Here is a 26,392-nt window from a genome sequence, read left to right as displayed (position 1 = left end):
GCCGGGACTTGCCAGAACAGGCAAAATGACGGATTGTACCGCCTATCGGAGCCCATCCTCCGGTTGAAGGAGCTTTTATGTCGGTTTGTGTGCAGTACCCCTCGGCGGGCTGCATTGTGGAATATCTTGAAGGCAATGCCATCCAGATCGCGCTGGTCACCGAAGAATCTGGCGGCAAACTGCGTCTTTTGCTGCCCAACCGGCGCGAGACGCGTCTCACCACGTCGCGCCTGCTGCCCTGGGCCGGGCCCGCGCTGGGCTCCGTGCCCGGCAAGGACGAGTCCGCCCGCGTGCTGGAGCAGCACCGCGCCCGCCGCGAAGAACTGGCCGCGGCCCTGCCCGTGCTGGAACTGTGGGAAATGAGCCAGGGAGAGGTGCCGGAAGCCTCGGCCCAGTGGTTCGCCGAACTGGCCGGTCAGGCCGGGGACGCCGACAGCGTCGCCGCCTGCGGGCGGGCCCTGCTGGCCTGCAAGAGCCACTTTCGCTTCCAGCCTCCCGTCTTCCAGATCTTTTCCGCCGAGATGGTGGAAAAGCGCCTCAAGGAACAGCAGGAACGCGCCGCCCGCGAGGCCCTGGTGCTGGGCGGCAACAGCTTTTTCCGCCTGCTCTGGGACGTGGCCTGCAAAAAACGCGCGCTGCCGCCCCAGCCCGGCGAGGACACCCGGGGCATCTCCGAATGGCCGGCCCCCGAAGTGGCCGAACGTCTGAAGCAGATCCTGTTCGCCCGCATGGCCGACCCCGAGAGCCAGGAATACGACGAACTGTGGCGCATGCTCTCCAAGGGCCTGCCCGACGTGCCGCACCTGCCCGTACAGCTGCTCATGGCCTGGGAACAGGTGCCCGCCCATTACAATTTCTGGTATGACCGCGCGGGCTACGCCCCCGGCGACGACTGGTGGCAGCCTCTGGCCCCGGCCGTGGAGGCCCTGCAGCGGGCCGCCCGCGAGGTGGAGCTGCCCGTCTGCGACCTGCCCTTCATCAGTATCGACAGCGCCACCACCCGCGACGTGGACGACGCGTTCCACATCCTGCCCACGGACGACGGCGGCTTCGACCTGACCCTGGCCCTGGCCTGCCCGGCCGCCTGCTGGCCTTTCGGCGAGGCCCTGGACAAGGCCGTGTTCCGTCGCGGCACCAGCATCTACCTGCCCGAGGGCGACAGCCACATGATGCCCGAAGCCCTGGGCACGGACGCCTTTTCCCTGCTGGCCGGTCAGGATCGCCCGGCCTTCTGTGTGCGGACGCGCATCTCGGCCGCGGGCGAGATCCTTTCCTGCGAGCCCTGGGCCGCACGGGTGCGCCTGGCCGCCAACCTGACCTATGACGACACCCAGGCCGTCCTCGACGCCCTGGCCGCCGGTGAGGCCCCGCAGGCGGACAACCCCGCCGCGCCCTGGGCCACCATGCTGGCCTGCGGCAACGACTTCGCCCGCGTCTGGCAAAAGGCCCGCATCGCGCGCGGGGCCGTCATCATGGACCGGCCCGAACCGTCCATCGTGCTGGAAGGCGAAGGCGCGCAGACGCGCGTGTCCATCGAGCCCGGCCACGAGACCCCGGACTCCCAGCCGCTGGTGGCCGAGATGATGATCCTGGCCAGTGCCGCCGTGGCCCAGTGGGCCGCGGAACGCGAGATCCCCATGCTGCACCGCACCCAGGACGTGGCCCTGCCCAGGGAATACGCCGGCGTCTGGAAGGAGCCCCAGGACATGACGCGCATCATGCGCGCCCTGATCCCCTCCAGCCTCGAAGTGCAGGCCCGGCCGCACGCCGCCCTGGGCCTGGCGCGCTACACGCCCATGACCTCGCCCCTGCGCCGCTATCCCGACCTCATCAACGAGGCCCAGCTGCTGCACTGGCTCACCCACGGCACGCCCCGCTGGGATGGCGAGGCCCTGTCCACCCTGCTGGTCAGCCTCAATGCCGTGCTGGATGCCGCCGGGCAGGTGCAGCGCTTCCGCCCGCGCTACTGGAAGCTGCTCTACTTCCGCCAGCAGGGCGACAAGGTCTGGTGGGACGGCGTGGTCACCGAAGAAAACGACATGTTCGTCAACGTGAGCCTGCCCGCACAGGGCATGTACGTGCGCGGCAAACGCCGCATGTTCGACGAACGTACCTGCCCCGGCATGGCCGTGCAGGTGCGCATCGGCCGCGTGCACCCGCTGTACAACGAGATCCAGATCCTCGAAGCCGTCAGCATGGACGGCTGATGCGGGATCCTGAGGATATGTTTCCGGGGGGAAGGGACCCCCTTAACCAGCGCCCAAAGGGGGTCCCTTCCCCCCAGGCCCCCCATCCTCCCCCAAATGCGCTTCATCAGGGGAAACGGGCCGTACGGGAACGGGACACTACAGGGATAAACAACGCCATGGCAGCCGCTGTGGCGGGGCAAGGACAGCCCCGGTTCAAGGAGGAGGAATATGACGGCCTTTTTGTGTATCGTTCTGGGTTATGTGCTGGGTTCCGCCCCGTGGGGGCTGGTCATCGCCCGCACCTTCTGCGGCATCGATCCCCGTAACGACGGCAGCCGCAACACCGGCGCCACCAACGTGGCCCGCCTGTGCGGTTTCCGCTGGGGCGTGCTGACCCTGGCCTGTGACCTGGGCAAGGGCGCCCTGCCCGTGGCCCTGGCCCTGTGGCTGGGCCTTTCGCCCCTGCTGGTGACCTGCGTGGCCCTGGCCTGCGTACTGGGCCATGTGTTCTCCTGCTTCATGGGCTTCCGCGGCGGCAAGGCCGTGGCCACCAGCATCGGCGTGTTCCTGCCGCTGGCCTTCTTCCCCCTGCTCTTCTCCTGCGCGGCCTGCGTGCTGGTCATCTGGCGCAGCGGCTTCGTCTCGCTGGGTTCCCTGACCCTGGTCACGGTGCTGCCCTTTGCCCTGCTGGCCGCCACCAAGTACGCCTGGGTGCCCCTGTCGCTGTGCATCTGGGCCCTGGTGGTCTGGAAGCACAAGGAGAACATCGCCCGCCTGCGCGCCGGTACCGAAAAGAGCTGGCTCAAGAGCCGCCAGAAGTAAGACGGCGCAACACGACAGCAAAAGGCCTCTTTCCCCTGCGGGAAAGAGGCCTTTTACATTATGTTATTTCATTACAATATTTTGATATAGTTCAAAAAGTTTCGCTACAATAGCAGAGTCAGTCATACGGGCAGAGAATCCATACAGTCGCATGACCCCTCTATCCAAATTCTGATGGGCTTCGAGTAGCACGGGAGGCATAGTTCGTGGATCATAAAGATCTGCGAGGGAACTACCGGGGAATTGCTTACGGGCATCAAGTACAGCCTGGGCCAGTTTGGCTATTTTTTCCTGCTGTTTCTTATTCGCTTCCGGCCAGGGGAAATTATTGTATACAATCTCTTTAGAATAACGATAGTCGCTTTTCAAGCGACCAGCGATGCTTCGCATCCAACAATTATGCACGGCAGACGTTAAAATACCGAAGTCATATAGTGATTTACTTTGAATAATAAATAACAAATCACTTGATATTGTATTCGCCGAAAGAAGTCCAATTGGGATATAGTATCTACTCTCAGATGAGACCTTAGGAATAACAATATAGTCTTCTTTTGGCATATTTTCTACATGAAAACGTCGCGGCTTGTCCGCAAGTTTTCGTGTTGGCCTACTCTTACTTGCAAGGCGATATTTCCGTACAGCTTCAACCCGTTTGAGACATTCAGGCATATTTTTCAAATCAGCTGGTTCACAATCTCCAAGCCATAAACAGTAACGGATTTTACCATTAATAAATTCATCAGAACCTACCCATTTTTTAAAATATTCTTTAGATGCAGGCTCTTTAGCAATAAAACTATTTTTTTCATCCTCTGTAAAAAGATAATAGCCACCATCAATTGGCTTATTCCCTATACCTATTTTGGGAACATCACATAGCGGTTTTCTACGGCTTCCTATACAAATATTTTGAGCACCAACAAGATAACCGTTAATATTTTCTACATGCGAACATATATCTCCATCTACAATAAATTTATCATTGTTTGCTATCATTCCAAATCCAATAATCACACAATGAACAGCAGCTTTTCCCTTTGCCTCATTATTCCACTTAAAAGTTCTATATGCAAAATTAATAAATACACCTTTTTCAAAAAAAGGCTTCCATAAAATTGAGACCTGTTCCCCTTGAGAAATTGAATTAGTTGACACAAAAGCTGTAGCAATATTTCTATTTTTCTGCATAACACCTACAGCTTTCTTATACCAGCAACATACATAGTCAAGATTTCCCACATTCTTCACACTTCCAAAGACATGACGCAAATCTGCCTTTTGTTCAGTGCTCATAATACGTGCTCCGACAAAAGGAGGATTTCCAAGAATATAGGAAAGCTCCTCTGTGAGCACTACCTTATTCCAATCTATACGCAGGGCATTATCGTGAACAATAGTGGCACTCTGCTTTAACGGTAGCCGGACATAGTACGTTCCGAATTGATCCGCAACGAGCAGATTCATTTGATGATCCATAAGCCACATGCCAACTTGGGCAATCTGACAAGGGAAATCTTCATACTCAATGCCATAGAACTGGCTTACATTGACCTTAAGCATGGAGGAAACATCTAAGAGCCTCTGAGCAGTATTGATTTTCATCCTCAGAACTTCCAACTCCAATAGACGCAGTTCCCTGTAAGTTATGATAAGAAAGTTTCCGCAACCGCAGGCAGGATCTAGAAATTTTAATGAAGCTATTTTGTCATGAAAGGCGTCCAGCTGTGCGGGGATAGCTTTTACCTGCTCAAATTCATTCCATAATTCATCCATGAATAATGGTTTGATAAGCTTCAGGATATTTTCTTCACTGGTATAGTGCGCGCCAAACTTTCGACGTGTCTTTTTATCCATTACCCCCTGGAACATAGCCCCAAAAATAGCTGGTGAAATTTTATTCCAGTCAAAGTTACAGCAATCCAAGAGAATCTGACGCATTTTCCCATTAAAATCTGCCAAAGGTAATGTTTCTTTAAACAACCCTCCATTTATATAACGAAACTGCAAAAGATTTTTTGGAAGAAGCTTACGTTTTTTACGAATTTCATCAGGACAATTTAAAATTTCAAAAAGTTGTTCTAAACGTAAAGACAGGTCTGAACCATCATCTTTTGAATTTTCAATATAGTTTGTAAAGCTATTTTCAGGAAAAATCCCCGTATCATCTGCAAATAAGCAGAAGAGAAGGCGAACAAGATAGACTTCAAGAGCATGCCCTTCGTAACCATATTCTTTCAGAGCATCATGAAGTTTCGCCATTTTTTCCGCAGCTTTTACATTTACTGCAATCTGATTTTTATAAATTCGTGTTGTTTCATAACCTGCAATATCGGAAAATCTCTTGATATGCTTGCGTAATTCCTTTGTTTTAAAAGAAAATCGCTCTCCTGTCGTGCGTCTGTATAAAATAATAGTTGCAAAATCACACACCATTAGCAAATCAGGAATTTCATTATCAGGAAGATGAACAACATACTCTTTAAGTTGCCTGTATGCTTTGCGTAAGTCTTTACCAAACGACTTCATTTCAATAGCTATTTTCTTTTTCCAAAAATAATCAATATATCCAACATGACCATCATCAAGGGGAACTTTATACTCAAAATTACCAATTTTTTCAGGATCATCAACACCAAAAACCCTAAGAAAATCTATAGTAAAAGATTGTGCTTGAGCTTCCTCACTAGTAGCATCTTCCCAGCGCTTGGCAAATGAAATTGCGTTTGCTTGTATAGATTCCCATGATAAATACATTCTTACTCTCTTTAGTAGGCTTGTTTTTTATTTTTCAGTATATGAACACAACTTTATACATAATAATAAATAAACAATTACAATCTAACGGGCTATAATTTCTTTATCCTCCAAAATAAAGCGCGCTGGGGAGGGGGAGTTTGAGGGGGGAACCCCTCTCGCGCGAGTAGCGACCGGATGGCGGCCCGCAGGGCCGTGCCCGTTGCGACGCAGGAAGCTACGGGCATCGACAGCAGAGATGAGGGGGTCCCCCCTCAACAATAAAAAACTTGCGGGATCAACAGCAACGCAAGGAGCCCTTCCCGCAAAACGCTTTCCTTCCTAACGGCCCAACAGCCCCCGGATGGCGCCGCCGGCGTCACGCACGGCACCGCCGATGCTGTTGCCCGCGCCGCGGGCCGTATCACCGGCCGCGCTGCCCGCCTTCTTGCCGCCTTCCAGCAGATTGCTGCCGAGGCCCTTGACCGCGTCCAGCGCGAACTTGGAATCCAGCGAGAACGAAAGGTTATCGAAGGGCCCTTCGTAGTTCACGGGGATGTTCAGGCCCAGCGTGGTGATGGTGGCCGTGCCCTTGAGGTGCTGGCGCGGCAGGCTGGCGTGGGCCTGGCCCCTGGCCTGGAGCTTGGGCGAGGTGGCCGTCATGGGCGCCAGGTCGGCTTCGCCCTTGCGCAGCACGAAGGGCACATGCACCTGCTCGAAGGTATCGGAAACAGCGCCCTTGGGGCCGGGCACCGAATGCAGCAGGGAGGTCAGGGCCGGGATATGCATGTTGCGCAGCCGCAGGTCTCCCGAACCGGAAAGGGCGGCCATCATGGCGTCGGCGCCTGTGCCGCTCGTGGTGCAGGAGGCCTTGAGGGCCGCCAGACCTTCCACGGAGCGGGGCTTTTCCAGGGATTCCTGCAGGGGGCCCAGGGCCACTTCGGCCGCATCCAGATCCAGCGCATACTTGCGGTTCCGGAGGTCGGCACGGCCGCCGGCGGACAGGCGGCCGCCGCTTTCCAGCACGCCCTGGAAGGAGGTCAGGCGGTAATCGCCCTTGCTGCCGCTCAGAGCCAGGGAGATGTCACGCAGATGCATCTTCTTCCAGCCCAGGGACGACATGGCCAGGCGCATGTTGATGGTGGGCCAGCTGGTGGCGCTTTCCTTGTCCGCGGCCGCCACGGCCTTGCCTTCCTTGCCCTTGGCCGTTCCCGCGTCCTTGCCGCTTTCGGGCAGGGGCAGATATTCGTCCAGTTGCAGCTTGCCCAGGCTCAGGGAACCTTCCATGGCGAGCACGTCCCGGAAGTGCAGGCGCAGTTCCGCCCGCAGGGGCGTGGCGTCCAGCTTGCCCTTACACTGGGAAAGCGCCAGCGTGTCGCCTTCCCAGGTCACGGAGCCCTTGAACAGCAGGGCGTCCTGCGCATGGGGCTTGAGCTGCACGCCCAGGGCCGAGGCCAGCTTGCGCAGTGCGCCTTCCAGCAGGACGGAGCCCGTGAAGGCCGGGCCGTCCAGCCCCAGCGTACCGGTGAGGCCCACGCGGCCGTGCGGCACGGAAAGGCTCAGGCGGGACAGATGCAGCTGCCGGGCCGCCGTATCCAGCGAGGCATCGCCCTGCAATTGCACGGGCCCGAGGCCCGCGGGCAGGAGGCCCCGGCGGGAAGGTGTGATGGTCAGGGAAAGGTTCTGCACACGCGGGGCCATGCCGAAGAGCCCGGCCTGGGCATCCAGGGCCAGGGTCCCGGCCAGCGTGCGCCCGGCGGTGAGCAGATCATAGGTGAAATCGCAGCGCAGGACGGCGTCCTGACCGTTGCGCAGGTTCTCTACAGAAAGGTTGATGTCGCGCAGGTCGTAGCGCTCGCTGCCCTTCTCCACATGCAGGCTGCCCTTGCTCAGGGTCAGGCGGCCCAGCTCCAGCGGCAGGAGCACTTCGCTGCCGGGCTTGTTGCCGGCGGCATTGCCGGAGGCCGCATCCGCAGGCGCGGCGGCCTTGCCTTCCGGCAGCAGCAGACTCAGCGAGGGGCTGTCCAGACGGACTTCGCCGATGACCAGCTCCCCGTGCAGCAGCGGTTCCAGCTCCAGATGGGCCTCGCCGCCCTTGGCCGTGAAGCGCATGCCCTGCCCGTCCTGCACGCCGTCCCAGCTGACGGCGGTGAATTTGGCCCCGGGGGGCAGCAGGGAAAGCTCGGGCGGGCTGGCGAAGCGCACGGGCGTGCCCGTGGCTTTTTCCACCGCGGCCGAGATCTGGCCGCTGATGAATTCGGTATCCAGCTGACTGATCACTATGGCCAGTACCGCCGCCAGTACCAGAACGATACCTCCGATCCAGCAAAGTACGCGCTTCATATCCGCCTCCGATGGCCTGTCTGTCCTGTGGTCGGGCTACAGGACAAGTGTAGGGCATCGCCAGTCCCGAGGCAAGCCGGGCCGCCGCTGCCGCGGGCTCCCTGCCCGGGAAAAAGGATGGGCCCCAAGGATGGCCTGCCGTTCCTCCGCCCTGCCTTGCGGACGCAAAAAGGGGGAGCCTTGCGGCTCCCCCTTCATATTCGCAAACCGGTCCGTGAGGACTAGTTGTTTTCCTGAGCGGCCTTCAGCAGGTCGCCGAGGCTCTGACCGGCTTCCTGGGGACCAGCGTGGAATTCTTTGGGCTTGCGGCGGTCTTCGTCGTCCTTGATCTGCTTGATGGACAGACCCAGGCGGCGTTCTTCGGCGCTCACGTGGATGACCTTGGCCTGGATTTCCTGACCTTCCTTGTAGAGCTCGGCAGGGCTCTTGATCTTCTTGCTGGAAAGTTCGGAAACGTGCACCAGACCTTCGATGCCTTCTTCCACTTCCACGAACAGACCGAAGTCGGTGATGTTGGTCACCACGCCCTTCACGGTGCAGCCCACGGGGTAGGTGCTGGGCACGTGGCCCCACGGATCATCGACCAGCTGCTTGATGCCCAGGGTGAACTTTTCGTTTTCCTGGTCAACGGTCAGCACCTTGGCCTGCACGGTGTCGCCCACCTTGTAGATCTCGTTGGGATGACGCACCTTCTTGGTCCAGCTGATGTCGGACACGTGGATGAGGCCGTCGATGCCGTCTTCGATACCGATGAACATACCGAATTCGGTGATGTTCTTGATGACGCCTTCGAGGATGGTGCCTTCAGGATACTTTTCGGCCACCAGTTCCCAGGGATTGGGACGGACCTGCTTCATGCCCAGGCTGATGCGCTTCTTCTCGCCGTCCACACCCAGGATGACGACTTCGACTTCGTCACCGGTGTGCACCATCTGGGAAGGATGACGCAGCTTGCGGGTCCAGGACATTTCGGAGATGTGCACCAGGCCTTCCACGCCGGGTTCCAGTTCCACGAACGCACCGTAGTCCACCAGGTTGGTGACCTTGCCGGTGCACTTGGCACCTTCGGGGAAGCGGGCGGAGATGTCCTGCCACGGATCGGGCACCAGCTGCTTGAGGCCCAGGGAGACCTTGTTGTTCTCGCGGTCGAAGGAGAGCACCTTCAGGGTCAGGTCCTGACCCATGGTGATCATTTCCTTGGGATGGCGGATGCGCTTCCAGCTCATGTCGGTGATGTGCAGCAGGCCGTCCAGACCGCCCAGGTCCACGAACACGCCGTATTCGGTGATGTTCTTGGCCTTGCCGTGCACGATCTGGCCTTCTTCCAGGGTGCGCAGCAGATCCTGACGCTTGGAATCACGCTCTTCTTCCAGCAGCACGCGGCGGGAAACGATCACGTTGCTGCGGCGGCGGTTGATCTTCAGCACGCGGAATTCGAATTCCTGGTTGACCAGAGCGTCCATGTCGGGCACGGGACGCAGGTCCACATGCGAGCCAGGCAGAAAAGCTTCAACCCCGCCGATGTCCACGGTGTAGCCGCCCTTGATGCGACGCACGATGTGGCCCTTGATGACCCGGTTGTTTTCCTGCACGTCTTCGAGCTGGTCAAAGACCTGCATGCGCTTGGCCTTCTCAAAGGACAGCGTGATGGTGCCTTCCATTTCGTTCTTGCGAACGACGTAGACATCCACACGGTCGCCCACGCTGACGGTCATGTTGCCGGCGGCGTCACGGAACTCGCTGGCCGGGATCTGGCCTTCGGACTTGAAGTTCACGTCCACCAGAACATTGTCGTCATCCACGCGAACGATCTCGCCCTTGGTGATAGAGCCTTCTTCGAGGTCGCCGAAGTCGGGATTGAGATAGTTTTCAAGGGCGCTTTCGAAACTCATTTCGTTTTCGTGCCCGGTTTCCTTGTCTGCCATGCTTGACATGCCTCCAAACATAATTTGTCCCCTGTACGGGGGTGAAAGAAAATAGCAAAAGGAAAGGCAAAGCACAAGGCGAAAATGGCCCGGACACGTGTCAGGGCACGCGGAACGGCCCTTTCCACGCCATGGGCGGCGAACGGAACGTCGTGAAAGGACAGGGAAAAGAGCTCCCCATTCCTGACAATGGTTCCTGAAAAGAAAAAGGAAGGCGCGGCACCGCAAGGCTGCCGTCCTGCAGAGCCTGGACGGCAAGGGCTCCGCCTCCCGCCCTTGCGATGACCGGAAAAACGCAAAGCGGGCACACCGTCCGGCGACGGCATGCCCGCATCATGGCGATGGAAAGGATGGTCTAGTCGGCCAGCTTCACGAAGGTCAGCTCGTGCTTGTTGCAGGAAAGATGCAGCAGACGGCCGCCCGGGATGGCCGCGAAGGCCCGCGCCGTCTCGTGGTCGGTCTGGGCCTGGAACTTGAGCGTGCAGACCACGTTGCGGCAGGCATCGGCCGCCAGCCATTCCTGCACGGTCTCCAGCAGGCGGTCGGGGTAGCAGATCATGTCCGAGAACAGCCAGTCCACCTGGCCCACATGGCGCGGCTCAAGGCCGAAGCCGCTGCCCAGGCAGTGGTTGACGCCGGGCATGGCCGCCACCTGGGGCGCCAGCTCGGCCTTGTCCACGCTGAACACGCGGCAGCCCAGCCGCCCCAGCACCCAGGTCCAGCCGCCCGGTGCGGCGCCCAGGTCGATGCACAGTTCCCCCGGCGCGGGCGTGCGCCCGGTCAGGGTGAAGACTTCCCACAGCTTGAGGTAGGCGCGGCCCGGCGGGTCCTCGCGGTTCTCCACGAACTGCACTTCCCCGTCGGCAAAGGGCGAGGTGGTGCACGGCGAGGCCAGCATCAGGTCTTTTTCCCACAGGGTGAAGGCCCCCAGCGGTGCGGACGGGGTGGGCGTGCCGAAGTGCAGGGGCCGTGCCGCCACGTAGGGCAGCTGCTCCTGCATAAGGCGCAGACGCCGCACATGTCCGCCAAGGGTGGGGATGTGCGCCCGCCAGTTGCGCTGCAGGGTCGAGAGCTGCCGTGCCCCGCTGCCGATGGAGGTGATGGGGATCCAGCGCGGTTCCGTCCAGACGTTCTGGGCCCAGGCCGCGGGCTCCGTGCCTCTGGCCAGCACCAGACGGCCACGCACGGTGATGACGCGGTCCCCCAGCTCTTCCAGCAGGGGCTGCATGTAGTCACGCGCCGCCACCTGCACGCTGAAATCTTCTTTGGGCAGGGCCGAACGGGGCAGGTCGGGCCAGCGACGGGCCAGGAGCACCTGCTCCTGCTGCCGGGCCTCGCGCCGCTGTTCCCGGCGCTCCTGCCGCCAGCGGGGCAGGGCATGGGCCTCCCCGGCGGCATGTTCCGGCTGTTCCGCCTTCTTGCCCCGGCCCGTTTTGGCCCGGGCGGGAGCCTGCGCTGCCGGCTCCCCGGAAACACGACGCCCGGAACGGCGGGACGGGCCTTGCCTGTCCGCGCCCTGCTCCGGGCTGGCCTTGCCCCCGCTGCGACGGCGGGGCGCTGAACGTTTTTTCTCTTCCCTGTCGGCTTCCTGCGGGGCCTGCTCCTCATGGAGGGCGCCACGACGGGGCGCGGGAAATGATCGACTGTGCGTACTCATGTGATCAGCATAGCCCAAAGCCCGGACAAGGCCAAGCGTCCGCCAGCCTCCTTCGGCGACGGGGATGGCCCGAGCGGCGAAAAAAAGCAGGGCCGTCCTCCCCTCGCGGACCAGCGCCGCCCGTGACGCAACGGCCGGACAAAAGGAGCCTTCCCCCCGCATCTCCCGGACAGCGCAGGCTTTTACTTTTCCGCCCGGCTTGACTTTTGTGCTCCAAACCGTTTCTGATGGCGCATCCATGCGGGGAATTCCGTGCAAATCGGAAACAGTCGCGCTGCGGTAAGAGGGTACGGAGCTTCTTTGGCGACACGCCACGACAGCCAGCCGTCACGGTGAAGGCGAAGCAAAGGCCCGGAGGCATGCCTCCCCATTCCCTCAAGTCCGAATACCCGCTCCATCCCTAACCTTTCAACGCGTCATTGAGGAGGTTCCATGCGTCGCATCCCCACAACATCCCTGCGCTCCACGCTGCTGGCCCTGCTGCTCACCCTCTGCCTGGCCCTGCCTGCCCTGGCGGCCCAGAAGGAAGGGCTGCTGCTGGTGGCCTTCGGCACCAGCGTGCCCGAGGCCCAGCCCGCCCTGACCGCCATCGACAAGGAATTCAAGGCCGCCTTCCCCCACAGCCCCGTGATCTGGGCCTATACCTCCAGCATCATCCGGGCCAAGCTGGAAAAGAAGGGCGTGCACATCGGTGACGTGGCCGCCGGTCTGGAAGAGCTGGCCCGGCAAAAGGTGGACGTGGTGCGCGTCCAGTCCCTGCATGTGGTGGCCGGGGAGGAATTCAGCGAGATGGAGCGCCTGCTCGTCAGCTGGCTGGTCCGCCATCCCGACAGATTCAAGGCCGTCTATCTGGGCCGCCCGCTGCTGGAATCCCGGCAGGATGCCGAAGATGTCTGCCGCGCCGTCCTCGGCGCCACCGAAGGCAAGCGCAAGTCCGGCGAGTTGCTGGCCCTCATGGGCCATGGCCAGAGCCACGGCCGGGGCGACATGATCATCGAAGGCATGCGCGCCACCCTGGCCGATGCCGACAACCTGGCCGTGCTGGCCACGGTGGAAGGCTCGCGCGGTTTCGACCAGGTGCTTGCCGCCATCAAGACCAGCCGCGCGTCCGTCATCTGGCTCCAGCCCTTCATGGTGGTGGCCGGGGACCATGCCCGCAACGACCTGGCCGGTGACGAGTCCGATTCCTGGGCCTCGCAGATCCGCGCCCTGGGCCTCACCCCCCGCCCCGTACTCACCGGTCTGGGCGAGCTGCCCGGCGTGCGCGCCGTCTTCGTGCGCCATGCCCGCGACAGCCAGGACGATCTGCTGAAGCAGTAAGACAAGATGCTGCCAAGGGGAGACGGGGCCTCTTTTGGAAAAGGGTCCCCCTTCTCCCCTTGGAACCCCTCTTCCCCCCTAAAACTTTTTCTCCGGTCCGGTCGGATGGTCCCCGTCGCTGTCTGAGAGGGCAAGGCATCCGGCACAGGACAGGCAGCCCGCAGCCCCGCCAGCCAGACGGTCGCAGACGCGAGGATCATAGATTCAGCCAATAGAAAAGGACGCCACGCATGGCGTCCTTTTCTATTGGCTTTTTTAGGTGCCCCACACTGGGCGACCGTGTATCGAAGTTCCTGGCCGTTCCCTTCCCATGAAAAAACAATCATATCTCCCCGGCCCGCTTACTGTCCCCTTCTTCCGCGCGCCCTGGGGACGGACGCACGAAGAAAGCCCGCCGTGGTCAGGCGGACCGTCACTGATCAGGACAAAAGTTTTTGGGAGGGATGGGGGGAGCTTGAGGGGGGAAGGGGCGACCTTTTTTCAAAAAGGGCCCCCTTCCCCCCTCAAAAAACAACCACCGCCCTAGCGCAGGTCGGTGACGCGCTTGGACTTGCTGAAGGTACGGGGCAGGCTGGCGTGGTCGGCGAGCTTCACGGCCACGCGGGCCAGCAGGGACTTGTGCAGACGCTGTTCCAGCGCGGCCACCAGCTGGGCATCGCCGCCGGAGGTGGCGCCCTGGGCGCGTTCCACGGTCAGGGTCATGTGGTCCAGCGAGCGGTCGTCGCGGGTCAGTTCCACATGATATTCGCCGCCCAGTTCGGGGAAGGCGCCGATAACGTCCATGATCTGGCCGGGGTAGATGTTGACGCCGCGGTAGATGATCATGTCGTCGGAGCGGCCGAGGATGCGGTCATGGCGGGGCATGCTGAGGCCGCAGGGGCAGTCGCCGGGCAGCAGGCGGGACAGGTCGTGGGTGCGGTAGCGCAGCAGGGGCACGGCCTCCTTGCGCAGGCTGGTGACCACCATCTCGCCCACTTCGCCTTCGGGCACGGGCTGCAGGGTCTCGGGATCGAGGATCTCGATGATGAACATGTCGGCCCAGTAGTGCAGGCCGTTGTGCTCGTCGCAGTCGATGGCCGTACCGGGGCCGTACATCTCGGTCATGCCCGCGATGTCATAGCTGCTTTCCAGCCCCAGCTTGCTCTCGATGGCCAGACGCATCTTTTCGCTGCGGATCTCCGAGCCGCAGATGACCTTGCGCAGCTTGAGCTTGTTGCGGATACCGGCGCGCTCCACTTCTTCGGCCAGCAGCAGGGCCATGGAGGCCGTGGCGCCGAAACAGGTGGAGCCCATGTCGCGCAGGAGCTGCAGATGCATCTCCAGGTTGCCGGGGCCCACGGGGATGGTGAGCATGCCGAAGCGCTCGCTGCCCAGCTGGAAGCCCGCACCGGCCGTCCACAGGCCATAGCCCACGGCCACCTGCATGCGGTCCATGGGGGTCAGGCCAGCCATCTCGTAGCAACGGGCCATCTGCAAGGTAAAATTATTCACGTCATTGGCCGTGTAGGCCAGGATCTTGCGCTTGCCCGTGGTGCCGCTGGAGGCATGGATGCGCACCACTTCCTCTTCGGGCACGCAGAGCAGGGGCAGGGGATAGCCTTCGCGCAGGTCTTCCACGTCCACGGTGGGCAGACGGCGCAGATCGTCCAGCGAGGTGATGTCGTCAGGCGTGACGCCACAGGCTTCCAGACGTTTGCGGTACTGGGGGGACTTGAAAGCCTGGCGCACGGTGAAGCGCAGGCCTTCCAGCTGCTGGCGGGCGATCTCTTCGGGAGAAAGCCGGGGGATGAAACGGTGAGTCATGGAACTGTCTCCTTGAGAGCATGGACCGTGGCAACAGGGGCCACAGGGGGCCGCCGGGACACATCGCCGCAAGGCGGTATCCGCCTGTGCCGGAGCGGCAAACGGCGAATCCCTTTCCGGCCGGGAACGGCCGATGCGCCCGCCACAGTTTGCCGCCCGTCATTGTGCGCGTTTTTGTCCCAATGGGCAACAGGGAGAGAACAGGCGTGGGGAAGAGGCGCTCACGCGCTGTGGGGTGCCCTATGAAAATGGCCCCGCGCCCCTCCGCATCACATTCCCCCCAACAGGAGGACATCACAGTCCGGCGGGACGGGGCGCCACGGGCAGCAGGCCTTCCAGCTCGATACCGGCAGGGCTCACCGAGGCGCGGTAGGGATAGATCTCCACCCCGGCATCCATCGCCTTATAGAACAGGGCCGCATAGGCGGGGTCCACCACGTCCGCCGGGCCGAAGCAATGGCCGTCCGGGCGCTGTACCAGATAGAACATGGCCGCGCGTTCGCCGCAGCGCACGATGTCCATGAGCTCGCGCAGATGCTTCTGACCGCGCTCCGTGGCCGCATCGGGAAAGCAGGCCACGCCGTCTTCCACCATGGTCACGTTCTTGCATTCCACCCACAGCGGCGGCAGATCCGGCCCGGTGAGGCAGGCATCCAGGCGGCTCTCGCCGCGTTTGGCCTCCCGGCGGCATTGCGTGTATCCGGCGGCAAAGGCCAGCCGCCCGGCATGGAAGGCAACCTCTATCATGCGGTTGGGCACGCTGGTGTTGACGCCCACCCAAAAGCCACGGCCCAGGGCGGAGCCATCCGCGCCTTCCTCCCCGCCGGACAGGGGCGGTACGGCCCGCTCGGCCAGCCAGACGGCCTCCTGCGTGTAGGGCAGCTTGCGCGCCGGATTGGCCGCGGGCGAGGCCAGCAGCGGGGCTCCGGCCAGGGTCAGGCCCAGCATGCTGCCGGAATTGTTGCTATGGACCCAGACGTTCTGCCCGTCCAGCAGCATCTCCACACTGAAGCGCTTGTAACGCCTGATGAAACGCCCCACCACACAGCCTTGGGGAAGGGGCAGCAACGGTGTTTTTTCCATGGATCATCCTTAAAAGGGACACAGGGCCGCGGGGAGGGGCCCTCGTTTACAGTCAGATATGAACCTGATACGCTATTGCGCCGTGACCGGAGCGGGCGCGCCGCAGTCCGGCCACTCCTATTCCAGGCAAGGAGCACCCTATGCAGATTTCCGAACGTGTGCGCACCATGAAGCCCTCGCTGACCCTCAGCGTCAACACCCGCGCCATGGAGTTGCGGGCCCAGGGCATACAAGTCACCAGCCTGGCCGTGGGCGAGCCGGACTTCCCCACCCCCAAGCATATCTGTGAGGCCGCCAAGGCCGCCATCGACGCCAATTTCTGCCGCTACACGGCCGTGCCCGGCATCCCGGAGCTGCGGGCCGCGGTGGGCGGTTACTTCAAAAAATTCTACGGCGAGGACATCGCCCCCGAATGCACCATCGTTTCCGCCGGCGGCAAGCATGCCCTGTACAACTTCATGCAGGCCTCCATCAACCCCGGTGACGAAGTGCTGCTGCCCGCCCCCTACTGGGTCAGCTATCCCTATACCATCCAGCTGGCCGGCGGCGTGCCCGTCATCGTGCAGGCCTCGCTGGAACAGGGCTTCAAGGTCACGCCCGAGATGCTGGACGCCAAGTGCACCGACAAGACCAAGCTGCTGGTGCTCAACACGCCCAGCAACCCCACTGGTGCCGTCTACAATGCCGAAGAACTGGCCGCCATCCTGGACTGGGCCGACAGCCGCGACGTCTACGTGCTGACCGACGAGATCTATGACCAGCTGGTCTTCGCTCCGGCCAAGATGGCCAGCGCCGTGCACCACTTTGCCAAGAATCCCGAAAAGGTGGCCATCCTTAACGGCGTTTCCAAGAGCTTTGCCATGACCGGCTGGCGCGTGGGCTATGTGGTGGCCCATCCCGAGATCATCAAAAAGATGTCCAGCATGCAGGGCCACTGCACGTCCAACATCTGCTCCATCTCGCAAAAGGCCGCCCTGGCCGGCCTTACCGGTCCCCTGGATTTCCTGGGCGAGATGCGCAACGCCTTCCAGCGTCGCCGCGACCTGGCCATGGACATCATCAACGGCTGGGACTTCGCCTCCTGCCCCTGTCCGGACGGCGCCTTCTACCTGTTCGTGGATGTGCGCAAGTGCTTCGGCGGCACGGTCAAGAACTCCACCGAGCTCTGCACCTGGCTGCTGGACAAGGCCCGCGTGGCCGTGGTGCCCGGCGCCGCCTTCGGTGACGACAACTGCATCCGCTTCTCCTACGCCGTCAGCGACGACACCCTGCGCGACGCCCTGCAGCGCATCGGCGACGCCCTGTCCCAGCTGCGGTAGAGGATGTTTCTTGAGGGGAGGGGGAACCCCTTCCCTCAAACTCCCCTTCCCCAGCGCGCTTTATTGGAAAGGAAATTTCCTTCCCATAAAAAGCGCTCCGATGAATGCCCAGCTGACCCGCCAAGCGGGAGCAGCCATCCCTCAATGGAGGGGCTCCTGCAGGAGCTCCTCCGTTTTCATTTTTCATACCGGCCAGACTCTTTTGCCCTTCCTGCCGGGGGACCGGCAGCGGGGCACGGCCATCATGCCACGCCGGCCGCCATCCACCCGGATAAAATGCGTTTGGGGTGGGGTGGGGGCCCGGGGGAGGGGAGGCCCTTTTCGCATGGGCAAAAGGGCCTCCCCTCCCCCGGAAAAACGCCGCCTGCTCCTCCCCCGTCCCTGCCTGCCCTCTCGACAAGTCACGGGAGAGGATGGTAAAAAACTCCTTTCCTCATCCTGTCCCTGCAAGGAGATTATCCCGTGTGCCAGAGTGATTTTCCCGCCTATCGCGGTCAGATGGAATATGTGTGCCTGCACTGCGGCCAGCGTTACCCCGGTGACAGCCTGCTCTACACCTGCCCGTCCTGCGGCGGCGTGTTCCTGCTGGAAAACACCAAGTTCGACGAACTGAAACAGCGCAGCGGCGCGGAATGGCGCGAGATCTTCGACCGCCGTGCCTCCACCCGCAGCACGGCCCTGCGCGGCATCTTCCGTTATTATGAACTGCTGGCGCCCCTGCTGGACGAGGAAGACATCGTCTACCTGGGCGAAGGCCTGACCCCCATCGTGGAAGCCGCTCCGGCCCTGCGCGACCGTGTGGGCGTGCCCTTTGCCTACAAGAACGACGGCCAGAACCCCAGCGCCTCCTTCAAGGACCGCGGCATGGCCTGTGCGTTCAGCTATCTGAAATGGCTCTGCCGCCGCCACCAGTGGGACGAGGTGCTGACCGTCTGCGCCTCCACCGGTGATACCTCCGCCGCCGCGGCCCTGTACGCCTCCTATGTGGGCGCGCCCCTCAAGAGCGTGGTGCTGCTGCCCCACGGCAAGGTGACCCCGCAGCAGCTCTCCCAGCCCCTGGGCAGCGGTGCCACGGTGCTGGAACTGCCCGGCGTGTTCGACGACTGCATGAAGGTGGTGGAGCATCTGGCCGAGAATTACCGCGTGGCCCTGCTCAACTCCAAGAACAGCTGGCGCATCCTGGGCCAGGAATCCTACGCCTATGAAGTGGCCCAGTGGTACGGCTGGGACTTGTCCGGCCTGTGCATCTTCGTGCCCATCGGCAACGCGGGCAACATCACGGCCGTCATGTCCGGCTTCCTCAAGATGCTGGAACTGGGCATCATCACCAGCCTGCCGCGCGTCTTCGGCGTGCAGAGCGAACACGCCGACCCCGTGTACCGCTACTATGCCGCGCCCAAGGACGCCCGCGTGTGGCAGCCCGTGACCGTCACCCCCAGCGTGGCCCAGGCCGCCATGATCGGCAACCCGGTCTCCTTCCCGCGTGTGCAGCGCCTGGCCGAAAAGTTCATCGAAAAGGGCGGCGAAAAGGCCTTCCAGGTGGTGCAGGTGACCGAACAGCAGATCATGGACGCCATGATCGTGGCCAACCGTCACGGCCACATCGCCTGCACCCAGGGCGGCGAATGCCTGGCCGGTCTGGTCAACGCCCGTGCGCTGGGCCTGGTGGGCGATGACGAGCACGCCGTGCTGGACGCCACGGCCCACGCCCTCAAGTTCTCCGGCTTCCAGGACATGTACTTCAACGACAGCTTCCCCGAAGCCTACGGCGTCAAGCCCCAGGCCGAGCTTTCCAACAAGCCCGAACTGCTGCTGCCCGAAAGCGCCCGCGAAGGCAAGGACGTGGCCACCTTCGCCCGCATGGGCGCCGATGCCGTGGTGGCCCGCCTGGGCCTGAGCCGCAAGTAGCCTCCGGCTCCTCCGCAAAACGTCAAAAGCCCCTTTCCCGACGGGAAAGGGGCTTTTTTCATGGCAGACAGATGTGCGCTATTTGGCGGTCTTGGAGTCCGGCTCGGCCATGGCTTCGGGCCAGCGCTCGGCGGCCATCTCGCGCAGCTTGAATTTCTGGATCTTGCCGCTGGCGGTCAGGGGGAAGCCGTCCACCACGGCGATGTAGCGCGGGATCTTGTACCAGGCGATCTTGCCGCGGCAGAAGGCGCGCACGTCTTCGGGTGCCACGGGCACGTCGGGCCGGGCGATGATGAAGGCGCCCACTTCCTCGCCATATTTGCGGCTGGGCACGGCCACCACCTGGATGTCCAGCACGCCGGGCATGCCCATGAGGAATTCCTCGATCTCGCGCGGGTAGACGTTCTCGCCGCCGCGGATGATCATGTCCTTGATGCGGCCGGTGACGCGCACGTAGCCGTCCTCGTCCATGGTGCCCAGGTCGCCGGAATGCAGCCAGCCGTCAGGGCTGATGGTGCGGGCCGTCTCTTCGGGCATATTGTAGTAGCCCTTCATGACGTTGTAGCCGCGGCACAGGATCTCGCCCACTTCGCCGCGCGGCAGTTCCTCGCAGGTCTCGGGGTCGCCGATGCGCACCTCGATGCCGGGCATGGCGCAGCCCACGGTCTCGCAGCGCAGGTGCAGGGGGTCGTCGGGGTCGGACTGGGTCATCACCGGCGAGCCCTCGGTCAGGCCGTAACAGATGGTGATGTCCTTCATGTACATGTCTTCCACCACGCGCCGCATGAGCGGCTCGGGGCAGACGGAACCGGCCATGATGCCCGTGCGCAGGCTGGAGACGTCGAAGCGCTTGAACATCTTGTGCTCCAGTTCGGCCAGGAACATGGTGGGCACGCCGTACAGGGCCGTGCAGCGCTCGCTGTCCACGGCGGCCAGCACATGCAGGGGGTTGTAGGCTTCGAGGATGACCATGCAGGCCCCGTGGTTGACGCAGGCCGAGACCCCCAGCACGCAGCCGAAGCAGTGGAAGAGCGGCACGGGCAGGCAGACGCGGTCCTCGTCGGTGAAGCGCTGGTTGCGGCCGATCCAATAGCCGTTGAGGCCCACGCCCACATGGGTCAGCATGACGCCCTTGGGGAAGCCCGTGGTGCCGGAGGTATACTGCATGTTGATGGCGTCCCAGGGGTCCAGGCTGTCCTGCCGGGCCTGGTACTCGGCATCATCGGTCATGACGGACATGGACAGGATCTCGGGCACGGAATACATGCCGCGATGCTTCTCCGCGCCCAGGAAACAGACGCGCCGCAGATGCGGCAGGCGCGCGAAGCTGAGCCGGTCGCGGCTCTGGTAGCGCAGCTCGGGGGCCAGAGTGTAGAGCGTGTCGATGTAATCATGGTCGCGCAGGCTGTCCATGATGAAGATGTTCTCGCACTCCGACTGGTTGAGCAGGTATTCGAGCTCGTGTTCGCGATAGTTGGTGTTGACCGTGATCAGGATGGCCCCGATCTTGGCCGTGGCGAACTGCAAGGTCACCCAGTAGGGCACGTTGCTGGCCCAGACGGCCACCTTTTCCCCTTTTTGCACGCCTAGCGCCATGAGTCCTTTGGCGAACAGATCGACGGTATCGGCAAACTCGCGCCAGGTCTGGCGGTAGTTGCGGTCGGCATAGACGATGGCTTCCTTGTCGGGGATGCGGGCCACCGTCTCGTCCAGGATCTGGCCAAGGGTCTTTTCACGCAGTTCGAACAGCGCTTGGCGCTGGCGCACTTTCTCGTCCATGGATCATCCTCATATACCGCGCGGGAGCGCGGGCTGTGTACGCAAAAGGGCAGGGGAACGACGGGAGACTACGGCGTGTAGGTCACAGCCAGCAGCTGGGCCGGGTCGTCGCCGTGCGCGCCCACGTAATGGGGCACGATGGAGTTGTAATAGATGGTCTCGCCGGCCTTCAGGTAATAGGTCTCGCGGCCGTAGACCACCATCAGCTCGCCCTTGAGTACCAGGATGAATTCCTCGCCCTGATGCGAGATGGTCTTCCTTTCGTCGTCCTTGTCGGGATAGATCTCGATGAAAAAAGGCTCCATGTTGCGGTCGCTCTTGCCCTTGCCCAACGCCTGATAGATGTAGCTGGAACGGGGGGTGCGGCCGGTGTGCATGGCGGGGTCCACGCTGCCCAGCTGGTCCATGCGGGAAATGATGGGATCGCGGGTGAACTGGTCGTCCAGGAAGGTGCCCAGACGGACGCCCAGCGAGCGGGCCACCTTCTGCAGGGGGCCGATGGTGGGATATATCTCGTCATTTTCCATGCGTTCCAGAAAATTGACGGTCAGTCCCGTATTCTGTGAGAGGGTCTCAAGATCCACGTTCCTTTCCTCGCGGAACGTGCGGATGCGCTTTCCGACACTGCTTTTTCCGGCCATGTCTGTCTCCTGTTACACTGTGCAGAAAAACCAAGGGTAAAAAGTGTTCTGAAAAATATCATAAAGTCTTATGGCCCCGCAAGGCGGCAGTCCGTGCGTAGCGCAAACGTCGAAAAAACGCTAGGCTCGTCCCATGATACAGCACAAACGTACGGCCTTGCTGGCCGCAGGACAGGTCCAGGGCGTGGGCTTCCGCCCCTTCATCTACAGGCTGGCCGTGGAAGGCGGCCTTTCCGGCAGCGTGGGCAACACTTCGGACGGGGTGCGCATCGAGGTGCAGGGGCCCCCGGAACAGGTGGATACCTTTGCCGTGCGTCTGCGCCGGGAGCTGCCGCCCCTGGCCCGGCTCACCCGGCTGGAAATCACGGAGCTGCCCCCCGTGGACGGCGAGACGGAATTCGTCATCGTGGCCAGCCACGGCCATGCCGGCCACAGCGTGCTGGTCAGCCCCGATGTGGGCATCTGCGAGGACTGCCTGCGCGACATGCACACGCCCGGCAATCCGCGCTTCGGCTATGCCTTCACCAATTGCACCAACTGCGGGCCGCGCTACACCATCACCCGGTCCATCCCCTACGACCGCGCCACCACCAGCATGGCCTGCTTCCCCTTCTGCCCCCGCTGCGAGGCCGAATACCGCGACCCTCTGGACCGCCGTTTCCATGCCCAGCCCGTGGCCTGCCCGCAATGCGGGCCGCGCCTGTGGCTGGTGGACAACCCGCTGCTCCCGCCCGGCGGCACCCTGCCCCCGGACAGCGCCCCGGCAAACTGGCCCGGCCCGGAGACCCTGCCGTCGGAAGCATCCATGCGGGATGCCGTGGCACGGGCGGCCGCCCTGCTGCGGGAGGGCCACCTGCTGGCCCTCAAGGGCCTGGGCGGCTTCCAGCTGGCCTGTGACGCCCGCTCCGCCCGCAGCGTGGCCCTGCTGCGCCTGCGCAAGCGGCGCCCGCACAAGCCGCTGGCCCTGATGGTGCCGGATCTGGCCACGGCACGGGAGCTGTGCGACCTTGCCCCGGAACACGAGGCCCTGCTGCTTTGCCCGGAAAAGCCCATCGTGCTCTGCCCGGCCCGCAAGGGCTGCCTGCCCCCCGCCATCGCGCCGGATACCGCCGGTATCGGCCTCATGCTGCCTTACACGCCCCTGCATGCCGTCCTTTTCGACGAGCTTGTCCGCCTGACCGCTACGGCCGGAGAGCCCGCGCCCGTGCTGGTCATGACCTCGGCCAATGCCAGCGGCGAGCCCATCTGCCTGGGCAACCGCGAGGCCCTGCGCCGTCTGGCGCATCTGGCCGATGCCTGGCTGCTGCACGACCGTGACATCCTGGTGCGCGTGGACGACAGCGTGGCCGGTGTGCGTCCCCTGCCCGCCGACGGGGAAAAACCCGCCGCGGCGCCCTTTTTCTACCGCCGGGCACGCGGCTATGTGCCCCGCCCGGTGATGCTGCCCGAAGCCTGGGGCACGGATCTGCCCTGCGTGCTGGGCACGGGCGGCGAGCTCAAGGCCACGCTCTGCCTGACGCGCGGCAACGAGGCCTTCGTCAGCCAGCATGTGGGCGATCTGGAGAACGCCCCCACCTTCGGTTTTTATGAGGAAGTGGCCCGCCACCTGCAGGATCTGCTGGAGGTGCGGCCCGCCGCCGTGGTCTGCGACCTGCACCCGGATTTCCTCTCCACCCGCCATGCCACGGAACTGGCCCGGCGCGAGGGCCTGCCCCTCTGGCATCTGCAGCACCATGCCGCGCACGCGGCCTCCGTGCTCACCGAGCACGGCCACACCGGCCCGGCCCTGGCCCTGACGCTGGACGGCACCGGCCTGGGCACGGACAAGAGCATCTGGGGCGGAGAGCTGCTGTTCATGGAACTGGATGCGCCCCGCTGGCAGCGTCTGGGTCGTCTGGCGCCCTTCCATCTGCCCGGCGGAGAGGCCGCCATCCGCGAGCCCTGGCGCATCGCCCTGGGCCTGGCCCTGCAGAGCGGTCTGGCCCCCGAAGCCCTGACCGGGATCTGGGCGGACTGCGCTGACGACGGGGACGATGTCCGCCGTGCGCCGCAGGCCATGGCCGTCACGGCGGTCAGCGAGATGTGGCGCCGGGGCCTCAACTGCCCGCCCACGTCCAGCGCCGGGCGCCTGTTCGATGCCGTATCCGCCGCGCTGGGCCTGTGTACGCACATCACCTATGAAGGACAGGCCGCCATCCGTCTGAAAGACGCCGCCGCCCGCAGCGCCCTGCCGGGACAATGGTGGTGCATGGGGGCGGAAGAGCTGCGGGCCCCGCAGCCGGAGCACGAGCTGCTGCCCGCCCTGCCCCTGACGGAAGAGGACGGCCTTTGGCAACTGGACGGCACGGCCCTGTTCGCCGCCGTGCTGGCCCGGCGCGACCGCCTGCCCGTGGAAGATCTGGCCGCCCGTTTCCACTGGCAGCTGGCGCAGGGCTTCACGGCCCTGGCCGCCAGGGCTGCCGGGGCCACGGGCGTGCGCGTGGTGGGCCTTTCCGGCGGCGTCATGCAGAACGCCCTGCTGGCCCGCCTGCTGCCGCTGCTGCTCGCGGCGCACGGCCTCACCCCCTTGTGCCAGCAGGAAGTGCCGCCCGGTGACGGCGGCATCTCTCTGGGGCAGGCCGCCTGGGCACAGGCCTGTTTGCGAGCCGGAATGGCGTCGGAGATGTGAGAAAATGTCTTCAAAAAAACTCAAGCCCCCTGATATTCAGGGGGCTTTGTTTGTTATGGCACAGTAGCGATGGGAGGAGTCAGCGCCTACGGGAACGACCACCTATCTTGCGTCGCCCATTTCCTCTATAAGATTTCTTTATATATGGATAGCGTCGACTATCTACTAAATAATAACCTAACCTATATGACATTCTACTTGCAGCACGACGCGCCTTGATAGTGCCAATGAGAAATTTTATATTAGACTCAATTTCACATAGTAATTTCCCATCCTTCGCCAGTTCAATAAATTCATCCTTAAAAAATAATTTACACCCGCAATAGTATTTTTCTTCAAATTTAAACACAAATAAACACGGCATAACGTAATAACAAACCCCATTATTATCATGTATATCTAGAAACCAGCCTATATCAAGAACAATAGGAACAAATGAAATTGGAATCCATTTTGATGGAAAAAATTCATCAGGAGATGATACAATGCTTGGTCTAGATATATTTATATGATAATCCTCAATATATGATTTACATCGCTTAAGATCCCGTTGATGCTGTGTACAGTCCACGACCCAAGCCATCCGCCTGCCATCTTGGGAATAAAAATATTCTCGCGCCCGCCGCTCTTCAGGGTCGATAGGAGAATGCTGGAATTCAAGTACAAGATTGTGCTCTGTCAGGATATCGGCGATATGCTTCTCACCACTCTGTACATCCTTCAGAATACGCTCCTGCCATGCTTCTGGAAAACAGTTTTTCCAGCCAAGGTGCCAGTCCGTCTCCTTTCCTGTGGCCCAAGTATCAGAGCATTGTCGTTTATGCGCCCAGTGATGGGATTTCTTTTCCCCGCATTTGGCCAAGACAGGCCCACCACACGCAGGACAGATACCTGTCAGCCCCTTTTCCGCTGTACGTCTCTGACCATTCACCAGAGCAAAGCGCATATGGCCTCCATAAGGTAGCAGACTAAAGATTCTTACTAGACAGCGTAGCGAAGCCTCCCCCTATCGGCAAGAGAGCACCGCTCATTGCAAGGATTATCAGGAGGCAAGTTACGATTTTTTAACCAGCTGTATTTTAATGATAAAAAAGAAAAATCACTTTTTTTGATTTTTTCGTTGACAGCCAGGGCCTTTTTGGGCAGTATGCATTTCTGCCGAGGGGCTGTAGCTCAGTTGGGAGAGCGCTTGAATGGCATTCAAGAGGTCAGGAGTTCAATTCTCCTCAGCTCCACCAAAAAGGAAATCAGGGTTTGCGGAAACGCAGACCCTTTTTTCGTTTTCGGCTCCCGCCGTTTTTCTCACCCCCGCCACATGACGCCATTGTGTCATTCTGTGACATTTTCACGGAGCCCGTCTTCCCCCGTTGCCTTTTTCTCTTAGCGCGCTACTAGGGGAAAAAGGACCGTCAATGACCCGGTCCAAAGAAGGAGGAAGATGAGATGAAAGGTTTGTTCGCTTCCCTGGCAATGCTTTGCGCTCTGTGCGTGGCCCTGCCCGCCGCCCAGGCCAAGCCCCTTCCCGGTGCCAAGTACACCTACACCCTGAAAAGCGTCATGCCCGTGGCCGGCCGCCAGGGCGTGGCCTGCGACGGCAAGTTCATCTATGTGAGCTGCAGCAAGGCCCTGTACAAGTACGACATGAACGGCAAACTGGTGGCCGAGAACAAAAATCCCTTCGAAGGCTACTCCATCCCCTCCAACCACATCGGTGACATCGACGTCTACAACGGCGAGATCTATGTGGGCGCCGAAAACTTCATGGACGGCGTGGGCAAGGACATCCAGATCGCCATCCATGACGCCAACACCCTGAAATTCAAGCGCACGTTCAAGTTCGAGCCCAAGTCCGGCCAGGAAGAAGTCTCCGGCATCACCGTGGACCCGGTCAAGAAGACCGTGTGGATGTGCTCCTGGGTGGGCGAAGAAAGCGGCCGTCATCTGTATGAATACGACCTCAGAGCGTGTTTGGAAACTTCAGCTTTTATAGTTACAAGAAGGCATGTGGACAAAAAAAGACTGTGCGCGGCAGCAAAAACTCGCGAAGACTGTCAAACGGTACCCCAGCGATCTGACGGACAAAGAATGGGCGCTTGTACGTCCTCTCCTGCCCCCTGCTTCCGGAGAAGGTCGGAGGCGCAAAACAGACCTGCGTGAGATCATCAATGCGTTGCGCTATCTCATACGTTCTGGATGTTC

General features: G+C 61.5%; 16 protein-coding genes, 1 tRNA gene and 1 riboswitch. Of the genes, 8 read left to right on the top strand and 9 right to left on the bottom strand.

Annotated elements, in window-relative coordinates:
* Positions 1 to 77: 77 nt before the first annotated feature.
* A complete protein-coding gene (locus HF854_RS03500) occupies positions 78 to 2,207 on the top strand; it encodes a ribonuclease catalytic domain-containing protein (RefSeq protein WP_168935030.1) in 2,130 nt (709 codons plus the stop codon).
* A 210-nt stretch (positions 2,208 to 2,417) separates the two neighbouring features.
* Complete coding sequence (plsY, locus tag HF854_RS03495) at positions 2,418 to 3,011, top strand: glycerol-3-phosphate 1-O-acyltransferase PlsY (protein ID WP_006006779.1); 594 nt, start codon at positions 2,418 to 2,420, stop codon at positions 3,009 to 3,011.
* 63 nt (positions 3,012 to 3,074) lie between these two features.
* Here plsY and HF854_RS03490 read toward each other — a convergent pair whose 3' ends face one another.
* From HF854_RS03490 to HF854_RS03475, 4 genes are all read right to left on the bottom strand, one after another.
* A complete protein-coding gene (locus HF854_RS03490) occupies positions 3,075 to 5,768 on the bottom strand; it encodes a DNA methyltransferase (RefSeq protein ID WP_168935029.1) in 2,694 nt (897 codons plus the stop codon).
* 321 nt (positions 5,769 to 6,089) lie between these two features.
* Positions 6,090 to 8,090: an AsmA family protein gene (locus HF854_RS03485; protein WP_168935028.1), complete on the bottom strand. Its 2,001-nt coding sequence runs from the start codon at positions 8,088 to 8,090 to the stop codon at positions 6,090 to 6,092.
* A 221-nt stretch (positions 8,091 to 8,311) separates the two neighbouring features.
* Positions 8,312 to 10,015: a 30S ribosomal protein S1 gene (locus tag HF854_RS03480; RefSeq protein WP_168935027.1), complete on the bottom strand. Its 1,704-nt coding sequence runs from the start codon at positions 10,013 to 10,015 to the stop codon at positions 8,312 to 8,314.
* Positions 10,016 to 10,370: 355 nt separating this feature from the next.
* The gene (locus tag HF854_RS03475; protein ID WP_168935087.1) at positions 10,371 to 11,243 is read right to left on the bottom strand and encodes an SAM-dependent methyltransferase; all 873 of its coding nucleotides are present in this window, start codon (positions 11,241 to 11,243) and stop codon (positions 10,371 to 10,373) included.
* A 642-nt stretch (positions 11,244 to 11,885) separates the two neighbouring features.
* A riboswitch (cobalamin riboswitch) is annotated at positions 11,886 to 12,083 on the top strand.
* Positions 12,084 to 12,104: 21 nt separating this feature from the next.
* On the opposite strand from HF854_RS03475, the gene HF854_RS03470 reads away from it, so the two are divergent.
* The gene (locus tag HF854_RS03470; protein WP_168935026.1) at positions 12,105 to 12,992 is read left to right on the top strand and encodes a sirohydrochlorin cobaltochelatase; all 888 of its coding nucleotides are present in this window, start codon (positions 12,105 to 12,107) and stop codon (positions 12,990 to 12,992) included.
* Positions 12,993 to 13,514: 522 nt separating this feature from the next.
* Here the strand turns inward: HF854_RS03470 and HF854_RS03465 are convergent.
* Both HF854_RS03465 and sfsA read right to left on the bottom strand, forming a co-directional pair.
* Complete coding sequence (locus HF854_RS03465) at positions 13,515 to 14,795, bottom strand: phenylacetate--CoA ligase (protein ID WP_168935025.1); 1,281 nt, start codon at positions 14,793 to 14,795, stop codon at positions 13,515 to 13,517.
* 294 nt (positions 14,796 to 15,089) lie between these two features.
* Positions 15,090 to 15,878: a DNA/RNA nuclease SfsA gene (gene sfsA / locus HF854_RS03460; RefSeq protein ID WP_168935024.1), complete on the bottom strand. Its 789-nt coding sequence runs from the start codon at positions 15,876 to 15,878 to the stop codon at positions 15,090 to 15,092.
* A 140-nt stretch (positions 15,879 to 16,018) separates the two neighbouring features.
* Between sfsA and HF854_RS03455 the strand changes: the two genes are divergently transcribed.
* Both HF854_RS03455 and thrC read left to right on the top strand, forming a co-directional pair.
* Positions 16,019 to 17,197: a pyridoxal phosphate-dependent aminotransferase gene (locus HF854_RS03455; RefSeq protein ID WP_168935023.1), complete on the top strand. Its 1,179-nt coding sequence runs from the start codon at positions 16,019 to 16,021 to the stop codon at positions 17,195 to 17,197.
* A 498-nt stretch (positions 17,198 to 17,695) separates the two neighbouring features.
* The gene (thrC, locus tag HF854_RS03450) at positions 17,696 to 19,105 is read left to right on the top strand and encodes a threonine synthase (protein WP_205906021.1); all 1,410 of its coding nucleotides are present in this window, start codon (positions 17,696 to 17,698) and stop codon (positions 19,103 to 19,105) included.
* 78 nt (positions 19,106 to 19,183) lie between these two features.
* On the opposite strand, the gene HF854_RS03445 is transcribed toward thrC, so the two are convergent.
* Positions 19,184 to 20,884 carry an AMP-binding protein gene (locus tag HF854_RS03445; RefSeq protein WP_168935021.1) on the bottom strand — a complete coding sequence of 567 codons (1,701 nt, stop codon included), beginning with the start codon at positions 20,882 to 20,884 and terminating at the stop codon, positions 19,184 to 19,186.
* 68 nt (positions 20,885 to 20,952) lie between these two features.
* A complete protein-coding gene (locus tag HF854_RS03440) occupies positions 20,953 to 21,525 on the bottom strand; it encodes a cupin domain-containing protein (RefSeq protein WP_168935020.1) in 573 nt (190 codons plus the stop codon).
* Between the two features lie 133 nt (positions 21,526 to 21,658).
* Here HF854_RS03440 and hypF point away from each other — a divergent pair, with 133 nt between their 5' ends.
* Positions 21,659 to 24,193, top strand: a complete 2,535-nt coding sequence (hypF, locus tag HF854_RS03435; protein WP_168935019.1) for a carbamoyltransferase HypF — start codon at positions 21,659 to 21,661, stop codon at positions 24,191 to 24,193.
* Between the two features lie 79 nt (positions 24,194 to 24,272).
* Here hypF and HF854_RS03430 read toward each other — a convergent pair whose 3' ends face one another.
* A complete protein-coding gene (locus tag HF854_RS03430; protein WP_168935018.1) occupies positions 24,273 to 25,139 on the bottom strand; it encodes a competence protein CoiA in 867 nt (288 codons plus the stop codon).
* Positions 25,140 to 25,355: 216 nt separating this feature from the next.
* On the opposite strand from HF854_RS03430, the gene HF854_RS03425 reads away from it, so the two are divergent.
* Both HF854_RS03425 and HF854_RS03415 read left to right on the top strand, forming a co-directional pair.
* Positions 25,356 to 25,431 (top strand) — tRNA-Ala (locus HF854_RS03425).
* Positions 25,432 to 26,195: 764 nt separating this feature from the next.
* A partial coding sequence (locus tag HF854_RS03415; RefSeq protein WP_168935017.1) for a transposase occupies positions 26,196 to 26,392 on the top strand: 197 nt, incomplete at its 3' end.

The organism is Desulfovibrio piger (assembly GCF_012843875.1).
Taxonomy (GTDB): Bacteria; Desulfobacterota; Desulfovibrionia; order Desulfovibrionales; family Desulfovibrionaceae; genus Desulfovibrio.
This window is presented reverse-complemented; position numbering and strand designations above follow the sequence as displayed.